This window comes from Stenotrophomonas sp. 112478_Sma (assembly GCF_056479905.1).
Genome location: NZ_CM151072.1, coordinates 3,842,578 through 3,863,189, shown reverse-complemented (window position 1 = coordinate 3,863,189; position 20,612 = coordinate 3,842,578). Strand labels below are relative to the sequence as shown.

17 protein-coding genes and 2 riboswitches are annotated in these 20,612 nt (G+C 67.1%); of the genes, 8 read left to right on the top strand and 9 right to left on the bottom strand.

Annotated elements, in window-relative coordinates; genetic code table 11:
* Positions 1 to 15: 15 nt before the first annotated feature.
* Both ACZK08_RS17580 and ACZK08_RS17575 read right to left on the bottom strand, forming a co-directional pair.
* Positions 16 to 2,532, bottom strand: coding sequence for a PepSY domain-containing protein (locus tag ACZK08_RS17580; protein ID WP_065181573.1), 2,517 nt, complete (start codon positions 2,530 to 2,532; stop codon positions 16 to 18).
* Positions 2,432 to 5,233, bottom strand: coding sequence for a TonB-dependent receptor plug domain-containing protein (locus ACZK08_RS17575; RefSeq protein WP_478452319.1), 2,802 nt, complete (start codon positions 5,231 to 5,233; stop codon positions 2,432 to 2,434). Before ACZK08_RS17575 ends, ACZK08_RS17580 begins: the two co-directional genes overlap by 101 nt.
* Before the next feature lie 299 nt (positions 5,234 to 5,532).
* Here ACZK08_RS17575 and ACZK08_RS17570 point away from each other — a divergent pair, with 299 nt between their 5' ends.
* A complete protein-coding gene (locus tag ACZK08_RS17570; protein WP_065181626.1) occupies positions 5,533 to 6,453 on the top strand; it encodes a bifunctional helix-turn-helix transcriptional regulator/GNAT family N-acetyltransferase in 921 nt (306 codons plus the stop codon).
* 37 nt (positions 6,454 to 6,490) lie between these two features.
* On the opposite strand, the gene ACZK08_RS17565 is transcribed toward ACZK08_RS17570, so the two are convergent.
* The 4 genes from ACZK08_RS17565 to ACZK08_RS17550 form a co-directional block, all read right to left on the bottom strand.
* Positions 6,491 to 7,057 (bottom strand): TlpA family protein disulfide reductase, encoded by a 567-nt coding sequence (locus ACZK08_RS17565; RefSeq protein WP_065181575.1) that lies wholly within the window; start codon positions 7,055 to 7,057, stop codon positions 6,491 to 6,493.
* Complete coding sequence (locus ACZK08_RS17560; protein ID WP_155761011.1) at positions 7,054 to 9,432, bottom strand: protein-disulfide reductase DsbD family protein; 2,379 nt, start codon at positions 9,430 to 9,432, stop codon at positions 7,054 to 7,056. The genes ACZK08_RS17565 and ACZK08_RS17560 overlap by 4 nt, the downstream gene beginning before the upstream one ends.
* Positions 9,429 to 9,767 (bottom strand): divalent-cation tolerance protein CutA, encoded by a 339-nt coding sequence (gene cutA, locus ACZK08_RS17555; protein WP_053515713.1) that lies wholly within the window; start codon positions 9,765 to 9,767, stop codon positions 9,429 to 9,431. Before cutA ends, ACZK08_RS17560 begins: the two co-directional genes overlap by 4 nt.
* Positions 9,768 to 9,835: 68 nt before the next feature.
* On the bottom strand, positions 9,836 to 11,626 hold the full coding sequence (locus ACZK08_RS17550) for an endonuclease (protein WP_065181577.1): 1,791 nt from the start codon (positions 11,624 to 11,626) through the stop codon (positions 9,836 to 9,838).
* A 312-nt stretch (positions 11,627 to 11,938) separates the two neighbouring features.
* Here ACZK08_RS17550 and ACZK08_RS17545 point away from each other — a divergent pair, with 312 nt between their 5' ends.
* Both ACZK08_RS17545 and groL read left to right on the top strand, forming a co-directional pair.
* Complete coding sequence (locus ACZK08_RS17545) at positions 11,939 to 12,226, top strand: co-chaperone GroES (protein ID WP_006396661.1); 288 nt, start codon at positions 11,939 to 11,941, stop codon at positions 12,224 to 12,226.
* A gap of 81 nt (positions 12,227 to 12,307) precedes the next feature.
* Positions 12,308 to 13,957, top strand: a complete 1,650-nt coding sequence (groL, locus tag ACZK08_RS17540; protein WP_053515717.1) for a chaperonin GroEL — start codon at positions 12,308 to 12,310, stop codon at positions 13,955 to 13,957.
* Positions 13,958 to 14,056: 99 nt separating this feature from the next.
* Here the strand turns inward: groL and ACZK08_RS17535 are convergent, their stop codons facing one another.
* Positions 14,057 to 15,217 carry a serine hydrolase domain-containing protein gene (locus ACZK08_RS17535; RefSeq protein ID WP_065181578.1) on the bottom strand — a complete coding sequence of 387 codons (1,161 nt, stop codon included), beginning with the start codon at positions 15,215 to 15,217 and terminating at the stop codon, positions 14,057 to 14,059.
* A 166-nt stretch (positions 15,218 to 15,383) separates the two neighbouring features.
* Between ACZK08_RS17535 and ACZK08_RS17530 the strand changes: the two genes are divergently transcribed.
* Both ACZK08_RS17530 and ACZK08_RS17525 read left to right on the top strand, forming a co-directional pair.
* Positions 15,384 to 15,884, top strand: coding sequence for a MarR family winged helix-turn-helix transcriptional regulator (locus ACZK08_RS17530; RefSeq protein WP_065181579.1), 501 nt, complete (start codon positions 15,384 to 15,386; stop codon positions 15,882 to 15,884).
* The gene (locus tag ACZK08_RS17525; RefSeq protein ID WP_065181580.1) at positions 15,881 to 16,615 is read left to right on the top strand and encodes a DNA alkylation repair protein; all 735 of its coding nucleotides are present in this window, start codon (positions 15,881 to 15,883) and stop codon (positions 16,613 to 16,615) included. The genes ACZK08_RS17530 and ACZK08_RS17525 overlap by 4 nt, the downstream gene beginning before the upstream one ends.
* A 59-nt stretch (positions 16,616 to 16,674) precedes the next feature.
* Here the strand turns inward: ACZK08_RS17525 and ACZK08_RS17520 are convergent, their stop codons facing one another.
* Positions 16,675 to 17,031, bottom strand: coding sequence for a hypothetical protein (locus ACZK08_RS17520; RefSeq protein ID WP_065174435.1), 357 nt, complete (start codon positions 17,029 to 17,031; stop codon positions 16,675 to 16,677).
* A 510-nt stretch (positions 17,032 to 17,541) separates the two neighbouring features.
* Here ACZK08_RS17520 and ACZK08_RS17515 point away from each other — a divergent pair.
* Together ACZK08_RS17515 and ACZK08_RS17510 are read left to right on the top strand one after the other, a co-directional pair.
* Entirely contained in the window at positions 17,542 to 17,802 is a 261-nt protein-coding gene (locus tag ACZK08_RS17515; protein WP_053515725.1) for a hypothetical protein, read from the top strand.
* Between the two features lie 257 nt (positions 17,803 to 18,059).
* Positions 18,060 to 19,133, top strand: coding sequence for a 3-deoxy-7-phosphoheptulonate synthase (locus ACZK08_RS17510; RefSeq protein WP_053515727.1), 1,074 nt, complete (start codon positions 18,060 to 18,062; stop codon positions 19,131 to 19,133).
* Positions 19,134 to 19,330: 197 nt separating this feature from the next.
* Here ACZK08_RS17510 and ACZK08_RS17505 read toward each other — a convergent pair whose 3' ends face one another.
* Complete coding sequence (locus ACZK08_RS17505) at positions 19,331 to 19,948, bottom strand: trimeric intracellular cation channel family protein (RefSeq protein WP_053515730.1); 618 nt, start codon at positions 19,946 to 19,948, stop codon at positions 19,331 to 19,333.
* An 82-nt stretch (positions 19,949 to 20,030) separates the two neighbouring features.
* Positions 20,031 to 20,136: riboswitch (glycine riboswitch) on the bottom strand.
* A gap of 13 nt (positions 20,137 to 20,149) precedes the next feature.
* A riboswitch (glycine riboswitch) is annotated at positions 20,150 to 20,239 on the bottom strand.
* A 39-nt stretch (positions 20,240 to 20,278) separates the two neighbouring features.
* On the opposite strand from ACZK08_RS17505, the gene ACZK08_RS17500 reads away from it, so the two are divergent.
* Complete coding sequence (locus tag ACZK08_RS17500) at positions 20,279 to 20,554, top strand: GIY-YIG nuclease family protein (RefSeq protein WP_053515731.1); 276 nt, start codon at positions 20,279 to 20,281, stop codon at positions 20,552 to 20,554.
* Positions 20,555 to 20,612 lie beyond the last annotated feature (58 nt).

Below are 20,612 nucleotides of genomic sequence, written 5' to 3'. Positions count from 1 at the left end.
GCCCGGCGGCGCGGCTCAATACACGTCGCGCCGGTAGCGACCGCTCTCGAGCAGCGTTTCCACCACCTCGTCACCGAGCGCGCCCCGCAGTACCTGATCCACGCCCTCGGCCATGCCCTGCAGCGAGCCGCAGACATGGATCACGGCGCCACGCTGCATCCATTCCCGCAGTTCATCGCAGGCCGACCGCAGGCGGTCCTGAACGTAACCGCCCGCTGCGTCGCGCGAGAACGCCAGGTCGACCCGGATCAGATGGCCCTGCGCCTGCCATGCGCTCACCTCATCGGCGAACAGGAAGTCATGAGCGCGCTGGCGCTCGCCGAACAGCAGCCAGTGGCCGTGCTCGCCTGCGTGTGCCGCCTCGCGCAGCAGGCCGCGCAGGCCGGCGATGCCGGTGCCGTTGCCGATCAGCACCATGGGTGCGCCCGGCACGCGATGGAAGCCGGGGTTGCGGTGCACGCGCGCGGCGATGTGCGCGCCTGCCGGCGCATGCAGCGACAGCCAGCCCGAACCCAGCCCCGGGCGCCCGTTGTTGTCGTGCACCAGACGCACGACCAGTTCCACCACGCGATCGGCCGGGCACGAGGCGATCGAATACTCGCGGCCCGGCAGTACGGGCAGGGCCGTCAGCCAGCGTCCGGCATCCTGCACCTGCAGCGCACTGGCCGCGTCCGGCAGTTCGCGTTCGCTGGCCAGGCACTGCAGGGTCTGCGTGTCGCCTTCGATCAGCAGCGGTTGCAGCGGGTCCAGTCCATGCGCCAGCAGTACCGCACGGGCATGCGCGGCGCTGTGCCGCGGCGCGATATGCAGGATGTCGCCGGCCTGCCACTGCACGTCATCCGGCGCGGCCAGCCGGATCCGCCAGATCGGACCACCGACGCTGCCCGGGTTCAGCTGCTGGCGATCCAGCAGCTGCCAGTCGTGCATGCGGGTGGCCGCCGGCAGCACGCTGTCGTCGGCAGCAATGCCGGTCAACAGGCCGAGCTGCTGCTGCCACTGGCGCAGTGCCGTGACCGATGCAGCGTCCACATCGATGCGGTCGAACATCGCGCGGGCACCGTTGCCCAGCAGCCACGCATCGAACTGGCGGCCGAAGGCGCAGTAGTGCGGGTACTGGCGGTCGCCCAGCGCGAGCATGCCGAACTGCAGTGTGGCCAGGTCCAGGGATCGGCCCAGTAGCTGGCGCGAGGCACGTCGTGCCGAATCCGGCGGTTCGCCGTCACCAAAGGTACTGAGCACGAACAGCGCGTGGCTCGCCGCCTGAAGGCGGTGCGCGTCGATCCTTGCCAGCGGCAATACCTGCACCGCCTGTCCGCTGGCCTGCAGCTGCGCTGCCGCGCGCCATGCCAGCTGCTCGGCCAGGCCGCTCTGGCTGGCATGCACCATCAGCCATGCGGCGCCGTTGGCTGCGGCCGCCGGCAGCGGCTGGCGCAGCGCACGTGCGGCGCGCTGGCTGCGGCGACGGTCGAGATAGAGCAGCCAGCCGGTGATGAAGAACAGGCTCATGCCCAGGCTGCTGAGCATCACGATGATGCGCCCGGGAATCCCGAAGTAGCTGCCCGAGTGCAGCGCGAACACGCTGGTAGCCAGCTGACCGCCAGCGCCCTGGCGCGCGTAGGGACGCGCGTCCAGAATCGCACCGCTGGCAGGGTCGAGCTGCAGCAGATCGTGCGCGCGATCATGATGGCCGCCGCGCAATGCTGGATCGCCCGCCATGGTCCGCACATTCAGTGCCTGGCCGGGCTTCTCGGGCAGCCGCAGGTCGATGTAACCGGTGCGCACCCCGGCCTGCGCGTACAGCGTCGTTTCCACGCGGCGCAGGTCGAGCACGGCGCCGGCATCGATCACCTGCTTGGCCGGTGGCGCCACGCCGAGCAGGGCATTGGCCGCGCTGCGATACCAGTCGAACGACCACCACAGGCCGGTCAGGGCACTCATCAGGTAGATCAGCAGCACCCAGGTGCCGGCCACCGAATGCAGGCTCCACAGGAAGCCGCGGCCGCTGCGCTTCCATTCCACGGCCAGCCAGCTTCGCCAGTGCCACCAGCGGCGGGGCCAGCGCAGGTAGAGCCCGGACAGCGTGAAGAACAGCAGGGCGATCGCGCAGCTGCCGGTAATCCATTTTCCGCGCTCGCCCGCGGCGAGGTGGCGGTGCAGGTCTTCGACGAAGTCGAAGAAGGCCTGCCCGCGCAGGGCGCTGAAGCGCTCGCCGCTGTAGGGGTCGAAGTACACCCAGTGCGCTTTGCCGCCGGCGAAACGGGCCACCGATGGGCGCTGGCCGCTGGCATCCACGCGCAGCCGCTGCAACGGCCGTTTGCTGTCGGCCTGCAGCATCGGCACCAGCTCGCTCAGGGGCAGCGGCTGCTGGCCTTCGGCGTGATGTTCGGCGATGGCGGCGAAGCCGGGGTTGGCGGCGCGCAGCAGTTCATCTTCAAAAGACAGGGCTGCGCCGCTCAGGCCCATGATGGCCAGGACGGTGCCGGCCGTGATGCCCAGCAGCCAGTGCAGTTGGAACAGGACGTTCTTGAACATCGGGGGATGAAAGCCAGGAGGGCTGCCGCCCGCATCCTGCGCAACAGCAAATGAGAATTAGTCGCGTAATTCTCGGGGGCGCCCTGCCTGCGGTCAAGCCGGTGGGGTGGCGCCAGCGACGGGGCCTTCCATGGCCACCGTTGCGTGCACTTGCACCTGCGTCAGAACTTCCAGCCCACCCGCGTGTAATAGAACCCGCCGTTGAATCCGTAGGGCGAATGCACCGGATACTGCGCACCGGCCACACCCCCCAGGGGTTGCTGGCCGGCACACGGTCGAACAGGTTCTGCGCGCCCACGCTGACGTACAGGCCCGAATCGAACTTCCAGCCCACCTCCGCATCCACGATCAACGCGCTGCCCCCGTAGATCGGCAGGCCGCCGTCCTCGGCGGAGATCACGCCGCTGTCCAGGTGATCCTCGTACCAGCTGCTGTAATAGTTGAACCGGAGATTGGCGTGGAAGATCTGCCGCTGGTGATTGATGCTGAAGTAGCCCTTGGTCTTGGGCAGCGATTTCTCCAGCTTGTACACGCGCGCTTCGTCGATGAAGTCGGTGTCGTAGCGGTCCACCTTCGTGCGGTTCCAGTTGGCCGCCAGCGAGTAGGTGGTGACCCCGCCGAAGTGGTTGCTCTTGAAGCTGGTCACCAGGTCCACGCCGGTGGTGGTGGTATCGAAGGCGTTGCCGAAGTAGGTTACCTGCGAGATGGAAGCGGCTTCTGCATTGCCGCCGGCCACCAGCGCCGCACGCTCCTCCGGAGTGACTGCAAAGCTGGTGCTCAGAGCAATGCGGTCTTCCACCTTGATCTGATAGCCGTCCAGGGTGACCAGCCAGTCACCTTCGGTCCACACCGCACCCAATGACACATTCCTGGACTCTTCCGGAGTAAGCGGCTGCGCGCCCTTGAGCTGGGCAATCGGATTGGTTGGCGGCAGGGTGGCGATGTCTTCCAGTGCGGTACCGCCGAACACGGTGCTGATCTGGCTGATGTTGGCCTGGCCGGGCGTTGGTGCACGGAAGCCGGTGTTGTAGGCGCCGCGCAGAGCGAAGTGCTCGTTGAAGTCGAAGCGCGCGGTGAGCTTGCCGGTGGTGGTGCTGCCGAACGAATCGTAGTCCTCGTAGCGCAGCGCACCGGCCAGCAGCAGCCGCTCGGTGAGCTGTGCTTCCAGGTCGGCGTAGGCGGCCCAGTTGCGACGATCAAAGGTGCCGGCGGTGCGCGTGCTGAAGCCGTTGAATCCGTTGGAGCCCAGCGCGAAGCCCTGTTCGGTCAGCGGCCCGATGGCTGTGGACGGGCCGTCACCGGGGCTGATCCTGAAGCTCTCCTCGCGCCATTCGGCACCCATCGCCAGGCGCAGCGGCTGGCTGCTGAAGCTGACCGGGATGTCCCGGCTGACGTCCACGTTGAGGTTCTTTTCGGTCTGGGTATTGCCACCCGGGCGGAAGAACAGCCCGGCCGGCTGGTCGGGACCGAGCGAGGCGTTGACGGTGTTGTAGATGGTGAACTCGATGTCGTTGCGCCCCCAGGAGCCGCTCACGTCCCAGTACCACTCACCCCAGGTGCCTTTGGCGCCGGCGAACACCGAGGCGTCTTCCAGTTTGCCGCCGAAGCGTGGGGTGAAGCCGCCGGGCAGGCTGGACAGGAAGGTAAAGCAGTTGGCGGGCAGGGCAGCCACCGCGCCGCTCACGGTGCCGTACGGCAGCAGGTTGCCGGCGCCATCGCGCAGGGCGATGGTGGGGCATGCGCCCACGCCGGTCAGGTTGCCCACCAGCAATGTCTGGCCGCCATCGTTGGAGTAGACGCCCGAACGTGCGGTGGGGTCGCGGTAGTAGAACCCGCCATCCACTTCACGCTTGGCGTAATTGCCGAACAGGTAGAACTCCACGTTCTCGGTGTCGTAACCGAGGTTGGCGACCAGCTTGAGGTCGTCGTCCACCTTCGGCGATCCCCAGATCTGCGCAGGATCTTTCACCCCGGGGTAGCCTGCCGCTGCGACCGCGGCGGCATCGTCGCGCTGCACACTGCGCGAGGTGTCGTCGGCGTTGCGCCATTCGGCCGTAAGGGTGGCGAAGCCGTGCTCGGTGAGCGGCAGGCCGATCTGCGCCGAGTACTGGGTGGTGAGCCCGTCGCCCTCGTAGTACTGGCCGGCGAACACCTCGGCGGTGCCGCCTTCGCGCAGCTTCTTCAGGCTGAAGTTGAGCACGCCGGCAATGGCGTCCGAGCCGTATTGTGCCGCTGCGCCGTCGCGCAGCACGTCCACCTGTTCCAGCGCCAGCGAGGGGAACACGGACAGGTCCGGTCCCTGTGCGCCGTCGGACAGTCCGTGGCCGAGGAACGTGATCACCGCCGAGCGGTGGAAACGCTTGCCGTTGACCAGCAGCAGGGTGTTGTCCGGCGGCAGGCCACGCAGGTTGGCCGGACGCACCAGGCTGGCCGCATCGTCGATGGGAATCGTGCTGACGTTGAAGGAAGGCACGAGCACTTTGAGCTGGTCGAGGGCGTCGGTCGCGCCCTGGTTGCGGAACTCTTCACCGCTGATGATGTCGATCGGCACCGCCGACGAGGACACCGTGCGCGGTTTGGTGCGGCTGCCCAGTACCGAAACGGTATCCAGGGTGGTGGCCGCGTCGGGCGTCGTCGATGTGCCGCTGTCCTGCGCCCGTGCAACGGGGCTGGTGGACAGCAGCGCGGTGGCGAGGGCCACCATTACTGCGGATGCCAATGGCGTGATTGCGTCTGGAGCCTGAACACTTCTGCGAATTCCGTGTTTCATGCATGCACCCTGCAGTCGATTTGAGTGGTTTGTCGGTCAGTCGTTCATCCTGTTGGTTCTCCTTGCAGCCAGGGCCCTGGTCGCTAAACGCAGAATTAACAGAACGTAAACCGTACTGCAACGAATCTTTCGTTTTAAGGCGCCAAGACGCGGAATGGATCGCAAAACAGCCTTATATGGTTGCTCAAGGCATGTACTATGTGCCCAAGGCAACCATCAGGAACGTCCCCGTGTCTGCGCTCACTTCCGATCCCGTCGCACAGGTCCGCGCCTTCAACCGCTTCTACACCCGCAGGATCGCGGTGCTCGAGGAGCGTTTGCTGCACAGCGACTTCACCCTCACCGAGGCGCGGGTGCTGTTCGAACTGGCGGCGGGCCAGGGCATCACGGCTGCGCAGCTGGGCCATCGGCTGGACCTCAACGCGGGCTACCTCAGCCGGCTGCTGAGCGGGCTGCAGGCGCGCGGTCTGGTTCAACGCGAACCGTCGGTGATGGATGCGCGCGCGAACCGGCTGGTGTTGACCGAGGCGGGCCGTGCCGCCTTCGCACAGCTGGATGCAGCGTCCAGCGAAAGCGTCGCTGCCATGCTGGGAGATATCAGCGAAGCAGGATGCCAGCGCCTTCTTGAGGCGATGGCGCACATCCAGGCACTGCTGGGAGGTGCATCGTCGGATTGCGTGCTGCGCGATCCCCGCCCCGGCGACATGGGCTGGGTGATCCAGAAGCACGGCGCGCTGTATGCACGCGAATTCGGATGGAACGCGGAGTTTGAAGCGCTGGTGGCCGACATCGTCACCCGCTACCTGCGCGAACACGACCCGCAGACCGAGCGCTGCTGGATCGCTGAACTGGACGGCACCCCGGTGGGGTCGGTGTTCGTGGTCCGGCACGACGCGCACAATGCCAAGCTGCGGCTGCTGCATGTCGATGCCAGCGCGCGCAGGCGGGGCATCGGGCAGCGACTGGTGGACGAGGCGATGAGCTTCGCGCGCGCGGTGGGCTACAAGCGCATGGTGCTGTGGACCAATGCCGCGCTCATCGACGCCCGCGGCCTGTACGAACGGGCCGGCTTCGAACTGATGACCGAGCAGCACGAGCAGCTGTTCGGCCAGCCACAGGTGTCCCAGCTCTGGGCGCGCTCACTGGTCTGACCGGGATCAGGACGCGTGGATGCCGGCCGCGGCCAGCTTACAGCCGGGCCCACGTCCGGACTTCGCCGGCGGCAAACGGCCCCAGCTTCTGCTTCACGATGCGGCCCTGTGCATCCACCAGCACGCTGTAAGGCAGCAGCCCCTGGGCATTGCCCAGCTGCACGCTGGCATCGCGCGGACCGGGCGTCTCCAGCACGATCGGGTAGTCCACCGGCACCCGCTGCAGGAAGCGCTGCACATCTTCGGGTGTATCCAGCGCCAGCCCCAGCACCTGCATGCCGTCAGGTTGCTGCGCCTGCGCGAAGCGCGACAGTTCCGGCATTTCCTCGACGCAGGGCCCGCACCAGCTGGCCCAGACATTGATGAGCAGCGGCCGGCCGGCAAAACGCTGGCGCAGATCGAGCGGCTGTCCCTGCAGGTCCGGCAGCACCAGTGCGGGCAGGGCATCGCCTGCCTGCAGCACGGGCAGCGGTGCTGCAGGTGGCTGCACGTCTGGATCGCCAGCGTCCGCCGCCGGCACCGGCGTCAGCCGATGGCCGGCCCACAGGCCCAGGCCGGCAGCCAGCACCGCGGTCCACAGCAGCGCTGGCCGTTGCCACCTCATCGTGCGGTGCGCAGCAGCGCTTCTTCGACCACGGCCTGGGTAAGCAGGGTCGGCAGCACCGTCGGCGGTGCGCCGGGGCCGTACACCACGTAAAGCGGAACGCCCACGGCCTTGTGCTCATCGAGGAAAGCGGTGATCTGCGGGTCCACGTTGGTGTAGTCGCCGCGCATGTACACCGCGTTGGTGCGCCTGAGCAGCTCCCTGAACTCCGGTCGCGACAGCACGGCGCGCTCGTTCGCCTTGCAGCTCACGCACCAGTCGGCGGTCATGTTGACGAACACCACGCGGTTGTCGGCACGCAGGCGGTCGAGCAGCTGCGGCGAATACTCCACGACGTTCTCGCTGGTGGCCTGTGCCGCACGTGCCGGTGGCTTCAGCTGGGTCACGCCCCACACCGGTACCAGCGCGGCGATTGCCAGCAGCACGCCCAGCAGGCCGGCGGCGCGCTGGCTGCGCCAGCGGCTGCGCTCAAACAACCACAGGCCCAGGGCCAGCAGCAGCAGTCCGCCCAGCGCCAGCGCCATGCCGTCCACGCCACGCTGCTTGCCCAGCACCCACAGCAGCCACAGTGCGGTGGCATACATCGGGAACGCCAGCACGTGCTTGAGCGTTTCCATCCACGGGCCGGGCTTGGGCAGGCGCCGCGCGAGCGCCGGCACGAAGCCGATCAGCAGGAACGGCAGGGCCAGGCCCAGGCCCAGGAACAGGAACACGGCCATCGCCTGTACGGGCGTGGCAACGAAGGCATAGGCGACCGCGCCTCCCATGAACGGACCGACGCACGCGCTGCCGACCACGCAGGCCAGCGCACCGGTGAAGAAATCGCCGGCCGGACCGCTGCGACGGGCGAGTGACTGGCCGAGGTTGCCCAGGCCACCGCCGAGGGTGAACACGCCGGACAGGCTCAGGCCAACCGCAAACATGATGTAGGCCAGTGCCGCGACCACGCCTGGGTGCTGCAGCTGGAAACCGATGCCCACCGCATTGCCAAGCATGCGCAGGCCGACCATCAGCGCGCCGATCACCGCGAAGGCGACCAGTACGCCCAGCGTGTACCACATGGCGTGGCTGCGGGCGCGCTCGGCGCTCTCACCGCTCTGTGCCAGGCCCAGCACTTTCAGCGACAGGATCGGCAGCACGCAGGGCATCAGGTTCAGTACGAGGCCACCGGCCAGTGCCAGCAGCAGCACCCACAGGAACGAACGGTCCGGATCCGGGGTCGTGGCCGGCGGGCGGGTACGCAGCGCGTTGTCGCCCCGCGCATCGGCGGCGAACCCTGCCTGCGCGCCGGCCACATCGGCACGCGCCGGTTCGCTGTTCGGCACGGTCGGCAGCAGGCGCAACGGGGTGCCGTTGGCCGCCTCGCGCGGTGCGGCGCTGCCCGCCGGCAGCGGTCGGATCATTTCGCTGCGTGGCGCAGGCTGGCCGGCGTGGGCGCTGATCTTTCCCGCGGGGATCGACAGCTTCACCCGGCGGGTCATCGGCGGGTAGCAGATGCCATCGGTCTGGCAACCCTGGAAGGTCACCACCAGTGTGCTGTCCACCGCGTCGGTCACCGTGCGGCGCAGCGGCAGCGGCACTTCGACCTGGTTGAAGTACACCGACACATCGCCGAAGTGCTCGTCGCGATGCGACTGCGCGGCGGGCCAGCGCGGCGTATCAGCCAGCACACCGGCACTGCCTTCCAGCTTCAGTGAAGTGCGATCGCGATACAGGTAGTAGCCCGGCGCGGGACTGAAGCGCAGCAGCAGGGTGTTGCCATCGCTGGCGATCGCGTCGAAGCCGAAGGCTTGTTCGGAGGGCAGCGGAAGCGCCTGGCTGTTGCTGCTGCCGGGCAGGCGCAGGCCACCACCGCTGCCGGCCCCGGCAAGCGGAGTGTTGAACGCGTTCACGCCGGTGACCCGCGCGGTTGGCAGGGCGGCTGCGGCGCCACCGCCACCACCGGGCAGTGTCACCTGGACCACGCGCTTCTGCGGTGGGTAGCAGACACCGGCATCGGCGCAGCCCTGGTAGCGCACTTCCAGGCTGAGGGTGCCGGCCGCATCCGTCGGGGCGCCCGGCAGCGAAACCTGCAGGCGTTCGCGGTAGGTCTCGACCTCGCCGAAGAAATCGTCGTGGTGCTTGGTGCCGCTGGGCATCTGCAGCGCACCGGCATTGAAGGCCGGGTCGGCCTTGACGCTGGTGCGGTGGCGATAGAGGTAGTACCCCGGCGCGATCTTGAACTGCAGCTGGATCTGGTTCCGCTCCGGCGCACTGGCGGTGAGCGCGAACGCCTGGTCCACCGGCAGCAGATCTTTCTCGTCCAGGGCGAATGCAGGCAGGGCCAGCGAGAGCAGGGCGCACAGCGCGGCGGCACGGGCAAACAGATTCATCAAGCGGTGTCCTCCCGGGTCTGCGCCCGGATCCAATCCAGATAGGCCGGCAGTCCGGCCCGGGCTTCGACCGCGATGCACTCGGGGAGTTCATACGGATGCAGTTCGACGATCCGTGCCATCGCTGCCTCCACGCGGCTGGCCGTAGTCTTCACCAGCAGCTGCAGCTCGGCATCGGTAGTGACCTCGCCCTGCCAGCGGTAGGTCGACTGCGCCCCTTCCAGGCGCGTCACGCAGGCGGCCAGGCGCTCGCCGACCAGCGCATGCGCGATGCGCTCGGCACTGGCCCGGTCCGGGCAGGTGGTCAACAGCAGCAGGACGGGATCGACGGTCGGCATGACCGTCGAGTATAGGGCCGCCGCCGGATCAAGGTCCGGCGGCGGCGATGGACCGCTGCGTTGCGCGGTCAGTTGGCCAGCTGGCAGGTCGCCGGCTTGGCCGAGGTGAACAACGCCGGCGTCGCCCACTCGGGGTGGTCGATGAACGGGTTGCGGTTGCCCTGGAAGCTGTAGATCACGTCGTTGCGCGCGCGCTCGGCGTCGTCCGGCGGATCGGACAGATGCCAGTCGATCAGGGTCGAGAGCAGGCCCATGTAGGCCGGCGAACTGCTGGTCCTGACGATCCGGCTCCGGTCGTCGGTCAGCTCCAGGTCCGGCTCGGACTGGCCGGTGGCTGCATCCTTGCCGCCCTCGTAGCGGATCGCCATGTACATCACCGCGCGCGCCATGTCGCCCTTGCGATGGCCCCACACCTCGAAGGTGCCGGTGTTGCCGTCCGGCGTGCGCACCCAGTTGGAATTGCCCGGGTAGCCGCCGCTGCCGCCGCCATGGCCGTTGTTGGCCTCGGTGGCGCGCTCGCCACAGTTGGCATCGCACTTGCCGAACGGCTTGTTGCCGCGGTCGGCATTCCACTGCGCATCGGTCAGGTACAGCATGTGGGTGTCGGTGTAGGGCGCGTAGGGCAGGCCCTTGTCGCCGGTGGTGCTGGCAAAGCCCAGCGAGTTCGGCCAGGTGTGCTCGCGGTTGTAGGTCAGGCCGCTGCCCGTGCCAGCGCGATCGCTGACCTTGGCGTAGCTGCGGTTGCGATAGGCATCGAGGATGCGGTTGGGATTGTTCGGATCCTCGTCGGCGATCTCCAGGATGGTCCAGGTGCTGGTGCCCGACCCGCTGTACGGATAGGCGGTGTGGCCCTTGATGGTCGCGTGCAGCGAGCAGCGCAGCTGGCTCGGGCTGGAGGTGTTGACCCTGGAGTAGTAGCCCGCCGGTACGCCGGGATTGCCCGGATCGGGGTTGCCCGTGGCGCTGGCCACGGTGAAGGCGATGCGGCTGTCGGCAGCCGGATGCGCGCCCTGCAGGTCGGTGATGCGCGCGGCGCGGATGTCGAAGCGGCAGGCCTCACCGGCCACCAGCGCGGTGTTGGTGGACACCTTCACGCTCCTGCCGCTGGCCGGGTGGGTCAGCGGTACGCTGCCGGAGGCGCCGCAGCTCAGCGCGAAGGCGCCGCTGGCCAGGTTCACCGTCTCGCTGAACACCACTTCCAGATCGGCCGCGGCCGGGAACGTGCTGCTGCCCTGGGCGGGGGTGGTGGTGGACACCGATGGCGGCGTATTGGGACCGGGCGTACCCCCACCGCTGAAGGTCTGGCCGTTGTTGCAGCTGCCGAAGGTCTGCGTCGCCGATTCGGCCCAGGTGAAGTGGGCGTACTGGCTGCCGCTGCCCGTCAGCTGCAGTGAGGTGCCAGGGGCCGTGCTGTTGGTCTCGGCCACCGGAATGTTCTGGCTGGTCATGCCTGCGGCAGGACCGCCGGAGGCAGTGATCGTGCCCTCATAGCTGAGGAACTGGACCACCTTGCCGCTGGCGTCGACCAGCGCGATGCCGTCGTTGGGACCGTTCTGGATGCCGTTGGTCGGATAGCTGACCACGGCCAGGGTGGCGCTGCCGCACCCGGCCGCGCTGCCGGCAGGGACGGCCGTGTTGGCGTACACCGAAGCGGCCGACGGCGTGCTGCCGTTGTAGAGATACAGCCGATAGCCGGACAGATCCTCGCCGGCGGTGGCCACGACCTCGATCGCCTCGCCGACGTCACCGGCTGCGGTGCTGTCGTCGTAATGCAGTTCGTTGATGAAGACCTCGGCCTGGGCCGGCGCGGTGGCCAGGGCCAGCACGCAGGCGGTGGCGAGCGGGGACAGCAATCGCATCGACGACTCCTTGTGATTGGGAATGCGCGGCCGAGCCTAAGGCCGATCCAGTGACACTTTGTCGTAAATGAACGTCAGATATCTGACAGTGCGACGTTGGTCACCTAATTCGGGGCCGCCCCACCGCACTGCCGCAGCGTCCGGCGCGGAAACTTTTTTCGCTATGCCCCTTGAAAGCCTCCCGGGGGGCTCCATCTCTGCCGTGCTCCCGACCTTGTCGGGTTTCTTCACGTGCGGTTCTGGCACTCGCCTGGTGCGAGTGCTAACATCGCCGGACTTTTTTAGACCAATCAATCACTTAAGAGGTCTCCTATGAGCATCAAGCCGCTGCACGACCGCGTTGTGGTCAAGCCGATCGAAGCCGACGAAATCTCCGCCGGTGGCATCGTCATCCCCGACTCGGCCAAGGAAAAGTCCACCAAGGGTGAAGTCGTGGCCGTCGGTCCCGGCAAGCCGCTGGACAACGGCAGCGTGCGCGCGCCGTCGCTGAAGGTCGGTGACAAGGTCATCTACGGCCAGTACGCCGGCAGCTCGTACAAGAGCGAAGGCGTCGAGTACAAGGTCCTGCGCGAAGACGACGTGCTCGCCGTCATCGGCTGAGCCCCGCCGCGACCTGTTTCAACCTGATCCCCACATCCCAGCCGCCGGGCACGGCCCGGCGCGACCAATGAGGTAATTGCAATGGCTGCCAAGGATATCCGTTTCGGTGAAGACGCCCGTTCGCGCATGGTGCGCGGCGTCAACGTTCTCGCCAATGCCGTCAAGGCCACCCTCGGCCCGAAGGGCCGCAATGTCGTGCTCGAGAAGAGCTTCGGCGCCCCGACCATCACCAAGGACGGCGTCTCCGTCGCCAAGGAAATCGAACTGGCTGACAAGTTCGAGAACATGGGCGCGCAGATGGTGAAGGAAGTTGCTTCGCGCACCAACGACGACGCCGGCGACGGCACCACCACCGCCACCGTGCTGGCCCAGGCCCTGATCCGCGAAGGCGCCAAGGCCGTTGCTGCCGGCATGAACCCGATGGACCTCAAGCGCGGTATCGACAAGGCCGTCGTGGCTGCCGTCACCGAGCTGAAGAACATCTCCAAGCCGACCGCTGACGACAAGGCGATCGCCCAGGTCGGCACCATCTCGGCCAACTCGGACGAGTCGATCGGCCAGATCATCGCTGACGCGATGAAGGAAGTCGGCAAGGAAGGCGTGATCACCGTTGAAGAAGGCTCGGGCCTGGACAACGAGCTGGACGTGGTCAAGGGCATGCAGTTCGACCGCGGCTACCTGTCCCCGTACTTCATCAACAACCAGCAGTCGCAGACCGCTGACCTGGATGACCCGTTCATCCTGCTGCACGACAAGAAGATCTCCAACGTCCGTGACCTGCTGCCGGTGCTGGAAGGCGTCGCCAAGGCCGGCAAGCCGCTGCTGATCGTGGCCGAGGAAGTCGAAGGCGAAGCGCTGGCGACCCTGGTGGTCAACACCATCCGTGGCATCGTCAAGGTCGTGGCCGTGAAGGCCCCGGGCTTCGGCGATCGTCGCAAGGCGATGCTGGAAGACATGGCCGTGCTGACCGGCGGCACCGTGATCTCCGAAGAAGTGGGCCTGTCGCTGGAGAAGGCCACCATCAAGGACCTGGGCCGCGCCAAGAAGGTGCAGGTCTCCAAGGAGAACACCACCATCATCGACGGCGTGGGCGACAAGGCTGCGGTCGAATCGCGCGTTGCGCAGATCAAGACCCAGATCCAGGACACCTCCTCGGATTACGACCGCGAGAAGCTGCAGGAACGCGTGGCCAAGCTGGCCGGCGGCGTTGCCGTGATCAAGGTGGGTGCGTCCACCGAAATCGAAATGAAGGAAAAGAAGGATCGCGTCGACGACGCCCTGCACGCTACCCGTGCAGCCGTTGAAGAAGGCGTGGTTCCGGGCGGCGGCGTTGCACTGGTCCGTGCGGTCACCGCGCTGGCCGGCCTGAAGGGCGCCAACGAAGACCAGAACCACGGCATCCAGATCGCCCTGCGCGCGATGGAAGCCCCGCTGCGCGAGATCGTCGCCAACGCCGGCGAAGAGCCGTCCGTCATCGTCAACAAGGTCAAGGAAGGCAGCGGCAGCTTCGGCTACAACGCCGCCACCGGTGAGTTCGGCGACATGCTGCAGTTCGGCATCCTGGACCCGACCAAGGTGACCCGTTCGGCGCTGCAGAACGCGGCCTCGATCGCTGGCCTGATGATCACCACCGAAGCCATGGTTGCCGAAGCTCCGAAGAAGGACGAGCCGGCCCTGGGCGGCGCCGGTGGCATGGGCGGCATGGGTGGCATGGGCGGCATGGACTTCTAAGGTCCGCTGTTCCCGATGAAGTGAAAAACCCCGCCGCAAGGCGGGGTTTTTTTGTGGGCGTTCCGCCCCCTCTGCTGGACGTGGACCGTGGTCGACCTGTCAGCGCACGAATGCCTTCGTGGCGCCGTATTCCCATTCCCACGGCACCCCCGTCTCGCCCAGCACGAAGCGCACCAGTGCCGGAAAGGCCGCTTCGGCGCGCACATCGTTGCCCAGGATCACCACGCAGCGTTGGCCTTGTTCGACGCACACCAGCGTGTTGCCCACCGCATCGTCATGTCCGCCCTTGTAGAAGCCTGCGCCTTGTGGACCGGTGAATGTCACCACGCCCAGTCCCGCAGCCAGGTTTCTGCGCCGCTGCGCCGCCGGCAGTTCCGGCTGCAGCGTCGGGAACTGGCTGGCGGTGGTGATCGGCAGCTGCGGCCGCACCAGCTCCCGGCGCATCGATGCCGACAGCCCCTGGCCACTGACATAGCCGGCCGCGAAATTGCCCATGTCGGTGATGGTCGTGTCCATCGAACCGGCGGCACGCACGCGGCTGCGTTCATCGTGCGGCTCCGCCGTGCCTTCGGCGGTCCAGCCGTCGGCCAGATTCGTGGCGAAATCCTCGCGCCACATCATGCTGGTGCGGGGCATGCCGAAGCGGTCGAATACGCGCTGCTGCATGAGCGTACCCACGTCCTGGCCCAGCCCGCGCTCCAGCACGAACTGCAGCAGGATCAGGCCTTCGCCGGAATAGCCATAGCGGCTGCCCGGATCGAAGTGGAATTTCAGTTTTCCGTCCGGCTCCAGGAATGCAAAGTTGGCAAAGCCGCTGGCATGGTTGAGCAGCAGGCGCGGGGTCAGCCGGCGCCAACGTTCGTCGCCGGCCAGCACGGTGTAATCGGCGTACTTCTTCGGCTCGGCCGGATAGTCCGGTAGCGGTCTGTCCAGCGCGCTGGCGATGCTGGCATCCAGATCGATCACCTTGTCCTGTGCAAGCTGCGCGATCAGGTGGCCGAAGGCCATCTTGGTCAGCGATGCCGCATACATCACCGTGTCGGTCTGTAGCGGTTCGCCGGCAGCGTTGCGCTCGCCATAGGCGGCAACGTGCACGACCTTGCCACCGTCGACGACGGCCACTGCCATCCCGCGGGCGTGAGCCACCTGCATCAGGCGCTTGGCTTCGGCATCGATCCGGGCCGGGGAGGGCACGGGAGGGGGAGCGGCCATTACGGCGGCGGGGAACAGCGTCAGCAACAGCAGGACGGCACGGCGCATGCGTGGAACTCCTGGCGGGACGTGGCGCGATGCTACCGCAGCTTCGGCTGCTTGCAGCCCCCTGCGCGAGGAGTGCGCCCGGCCGGGCCCGGCGGCAGGCCCCGTAGGTGTTGCGTTCCATCCCGTCATGAATATGATTAGGCGCCTAAACATATTGGAAATTAATGTGCTTGAGGCAAAACATGGCGCCCTTCTGGACGAGGCCCGGCGACGTGGCCACGCCAATGTCGCCCTGCTGCATCTGTGCTTCCAGCTGCTGTCGCTGTCCTCGGCGATCGATCGCGACTGCGCCAGCCGGCTGGCACCGCACGGGCTCAGTGAAGGCCGCTTCATCGTGCTGTTCCTGCTGCACGGTGCCGGCGGCACACTGTCGCCGCATGCGCTGGCCGAACGTGCAGGCGTGACCCGCGCCACCATCAGCGGCCTGCTCGATGGCCTGCAGCGCGAAGGGTTGCTGCAGCGGCGCAGCGATGCGGACGATGGCCGTCGCCTCCAGATCGTGCTGACCGTGCAGGGCAAGCGCTTGGCCGAAGACCTCTTCAATCAGCACACGCAGTGGATCGCGGGCCTGTTCAACGGCCTGGACACTGCCGAGCAGGTGCAGCTCTCACAGCTGCTGGCCAAGGTGTGGCAGCACACCGGCGGCGGACGGAAGGACCCGCAGTGAGCGCAGCGATCAGCCCGGCGCGAAAGCATCAACTGGATACCGGGACAGCCGCCAGCACGCATCTGGCGGAATGTCTGGCCGTGGATTTCGCGGTGTTGCTGCAGACCGTTGCGGTGCTGCCGGAGACTGCCATTCAATGCATGCGCGATGCCGCCAGCAAAGGCATTACCCAGCGCATGGTTCTGGCGGCAACGCTGTTGCGTGAGGCCAGGCAGGGTGATCCTGCACAATGGCAGTCGCATGCATCCGACACCGTGCGCGGCTGGGCCTGCTACCTGATCGGTGGCGATGCCACCGCCTCCCTGCCGGTGAAGCTGGAGAAGATGCGCCCGTTGGCAGATGATCCGCATTTCGGCGTGCGCGAATGGGCGTGGCTGGCGCTGCGCACCGACATCGTTGCCGGGCCACTGCTGGCGCTTGAATACCTGCAGCCGTGGACGCAGGAACCGTCCGCCCATCTGCGCCGGTTTGCCTGTGAAGCACTGCGTCCCCGTGGCGTCTGGGCGGCGCACATCGCTCTTTTCAAGCAGCATCCCGAACACGCGCATTCGCTGCTGGAGGCACTGGCTGATGATCCCGAACGCTATGTGCAGGATTCCGTCGGCAACTGGCTCAACGATGCCGGGAAGACCCAGCCGCAGTGGCTGCGTGACCTGTGCACACGCTGGCAACGCGAGCGCGACAGCCCTGCCAACGCCTACATCCGCAGGCGCGCACTGCGTTCACTGTGATCCGGCGGGTGCCGGCCCATGACCGGGCCATCGGGCCCGGTCACATTGCGCGGACGCGGCTAGTGGGGCTGCAGGCGTTCGGCCGCATGCGTGGCCAGCCCCAGGGATGCCAGCATCAACCCTTCCATCACCCGGTCGCTCACGTGATGTTCGGGCGCGGCATTCTGGCGGCAGCGTTCGGCGGCCAGCAGCACCTCCTGCACGATGCGCAGGCCGGCCAGTGCGCCATCGGCATCGGCCAGCATCATGCGTCGGCCGTTCGCTGGATGGCGCTCGGGCCAGGGTTGGCCATCGGCGGCCGCACCGCTGCCGATGCGTTGCAGGTGGGCGACCAGACCGTTGGGATCGAACGGCGCCTGATCGGCATTGGCCGGATCGGGGTGGGCACCGGGGAAGGGAACGTGTGGTGTGTTCATGGCGTGTGCTCCGTACAGGACAGACGACACCGCCACCGGAAGAGGTGGCGGACGGTACGTGGCGGCAAAGACCGGGTCACTGATCCGGCGGGCGCAAGCGCCCCCCCGCACCGCCCGCCATGGAACGCGGACGGATTGCCAGCCGGCGCCGCCCAAGGCGACGCCGGCTGACAAACGCGAACTTCAGTGACACACGGGCTTTGCCGACCCGGCCACCCTTTTCCGGTGGCAAACCATCTTGAGCACATGTCCGCGTGGGATGCCAAGGCAGTACGCGACACGTCATGGAGACGGAGGAAGTATCGCATATGCCGTTGCCCGTATAACCGCGCATTGAGCGCCTGCAGGCCGCCTCCAGGCCGGGGCGTGGAAAGTGTGGAAAGGCGTTCTCAACCTGCGGGCACAATCGGTCCAGTCACGACATGAGCGATCCGCGTGACGGCACATGCGCTGGTGCGCCAGACGCGGTAAACAGTGCATTGCCCACGTCTACCCACAGGGAAGTCGATCATGCAGAGCACGCTCCAGGTCACGCTGTTCGGCCCTCCCGGCGACACCCCGGCGTTGCAGTTGCCGGATGTGGACGGGCCCTCGGTGGCGATACCGGAATCGACCCTGCGGCGGCTGGTCTCCGATCTCTACACGGCGCGGTCCCTGCTCAACCCCGAGCAGTTGGAGGAGGCGAGGCGGGAGCTGGATCAGGTGCTGGAGCGCTGGGCCGATATCCACGAGGGCCTGCTGCTGGACGTGGAAGTGCATGGCAGCCGCTAGATCGTCGTGCTGCTGAACCGCTTCCCCAGTTGCGGATGAAACATTTTGTGCTGCGCAGAAGCTGTGCTATCAATACACCCCATGAACGCAGCCGCTACCCGCTTTTACTGGTATTACTTTCCGAAGCCACTGGCGGAGGAAGGACTGCGCTCACCCTGAAGAAAGCTTCAGACGCATTCCCGAAAGCCGCCAGCGAACCTGGCGGCTTTTTTCATGCCGCCTCGCTGGGGACCCCCAACGTACCGGAGACCTCCCCCATGCCCCCCCATACCGACGACCTGCGCATCCGCACCATCGAACCGCTCACACCGCCTGCCCAGCTGCTGGCGATGCTGCCGTGTGACGATGAAGCCTCCGACACCGTCAGTGCTTCGCGCGCGGCCCTGCACCAGATCCTGCATGGCCGCGACGATCGCCTGGCGGTCGTGGTCGGCCCGTGTTCGATCCACGATCCGAATGCGGCCATCGAGTACGCACAGCGCTTGAAGCCTCTGCGCGACGCGCTGGCCGGCGAGCTCGAGATCGTCATGCGCGTGTACTTCGAGAAGCCGCGCACCACGGTGGGCTGGAAGGGCCTGATCAATGACCCGGACCTGGACGGCAGCTTCCGGATCGACAAGGGCCTGCGCATTGCCCGCGGCCTGCTGCGCGACATCAACAAGCTGGGCCTGCCGGCCGGCGTTGAATTCCTTGACGTGATCTCGCCGCAGTACATCGCCGACCTGGTGGCATGGGGCGCGATCGGCGCACGCACCACCGAAAGCCAGGTGCACCGCGAACTGGCCTCCGGCCTGTCGTGCCCGGTGGGCTTCAAGAACGGCACCGATGGCAACGTCAAAATCGCGGCCGATGCGGTCGGCGCGGCCTCCAACCCGCATCACTTCCTGTCGGTGACCAAGCAGGGCGGCACCGCCATCGTTTCGACCACCGGCAACCCGGATTGCCATGTGATCCTGCGCGGCGGCAAGCAGCCGAACTACGACGCGGCCAGCGTGGCCGACGCCTGCCAGGCACTGGCCAAGGCCCGGCTGCCGACGCGGCTGATGATCGATGCCAGCCATGCCAACAGCCTGAAAAACCCGGAAAACCAGCCGAAGGTGATCGAAGACATCGCCGTTCAGCTGGAGGACGGCGAACAGCGCATCGTGGGCGTGATGATCGAGAGCCATCTGGTGGGAGGCCGGCAGGAACTGGTGGAAGGCCAGCCGCTGGTCTACGGACAGAGCATCACCGATGGCTGCATCGACTGGGACACCACCGTGACGGTGCTGGAGCGACTGGCTGCGGCCGTGCGCGCCCGTCGCGAAGTGACGGTGTCAGAAGCCGCCTGAGGGCGGCATGTGTGTGGATGGCGGCCTGCGCCTGCGGGGGTGCGGCCGCGATCAGGGCCGGTCGGAGTTGGAGACCGGCCCGTCCGCACCGGCGATGCGCCTGGCGCTGCGCATGAGCGACAGCGCCAGGTCCATCGCCGGGGTGGTGCAGGGCACGAAGGGGAGCGCCGGGCCACGCCCGGCGAACACGCCATCGTTCAATGCACTTCGTCGTGATACACGAACTTCGGCATTTCCCAGCGGTAGTGGATCGCCAGCAGGCGCAGCGCGAAGCCGCCCGCCAGGCAGCACAGGATGGCCGTGGCATCGGACACGTTCCAGTGCAGCAGCAGCAGATAGGCGGCGCCGGTCAGCAGCGCGATGATCGCGTACAGCTCCTTCTGGAAGATCAGGGGCACTTCGTTGCACAGAATGTCGCGCAGCACGCCGCCGAACGCACCGGTCAGCATGCCGGCGATCAGCACGATCGGCGTGGCATGACCGGCCTCGCGTGCGATCGAGCAACCGATCAGGGTGAAGGCGATCAGGCCCAGGCCGTCGAGCACCAGGAAGGTGCGGCGGAAGTGGTGCATCCAGCGTGCGACCCAGGTGGCGATCAGCGCCGCGCACACGGTGAAGCCGAGGTACTCGGGATGTTTGACCCAGCCCAGCGGATAGTGGCCAAGCAGGATGTCGCGCAGTGAACCACCGCCGAGCGCGGTAACGCAGGCGATCATGACCACGCCGAACAGATCCATGCGGCGGCGTCCCGCGGACAGTGCGCCGGTCATGGCTTCGGCGGAAATGGCAATCAGGTAGATGATGGACAGCAACATGGAACAGGCTCCGGACGCGGTGGGGCCGGCCATGCGCGGACGCCGCCATTGCCTGCGCAATGACGGGATGACGATGACCGGTGCCGCTCCCGCTGTCCTTTTGCCTGAGAGTTCAGCGGCGTAGGCCGCGTGCCCCTTCGGCGGATCGTGCCGGGCATGCCCGGTGACCTCTCTCCAGCTCGGCGAGTCGAATGCATGGTTGGTGGGATTCCAGCCCACCGGCCTGAGCGATCATGGGAGCCTGCGCCTTCGGCGGGCGCCAGCGCGGCGCCTCTCTCCTGCATTCGCGGGCAGTATATCCGCTGCGGTGCAGCACGGCATAATCCGGGCATGGCCCCGTCCCACCGCCCGTGGTTCCTGTACCTGCTCGAATGCCGCGATGGCAGCTACTACGCTGGCATCAGCACCGACGTGGACGCGCGTTTCGCCGCCCATCGCGCCGGTACGGGGGCGCGCTACACCCGGGCCCGCCCGCCGCTGCGCATCCTGGCCGTGCGCGAGTACCCGGACCGCTCCGCCGCCTCGCGCGCCGAATGGCAGCTCAAACAGCTGCCGCGCGAGCGCAAGCTGGCGTGGTTGCAGGCATTGGATTCCGCATCTTTGTAGCGCCGTGCCCAGGCACGGCGCATCGCAGGCAGTCGCGCCGCGACGTGGGGTCAGACCC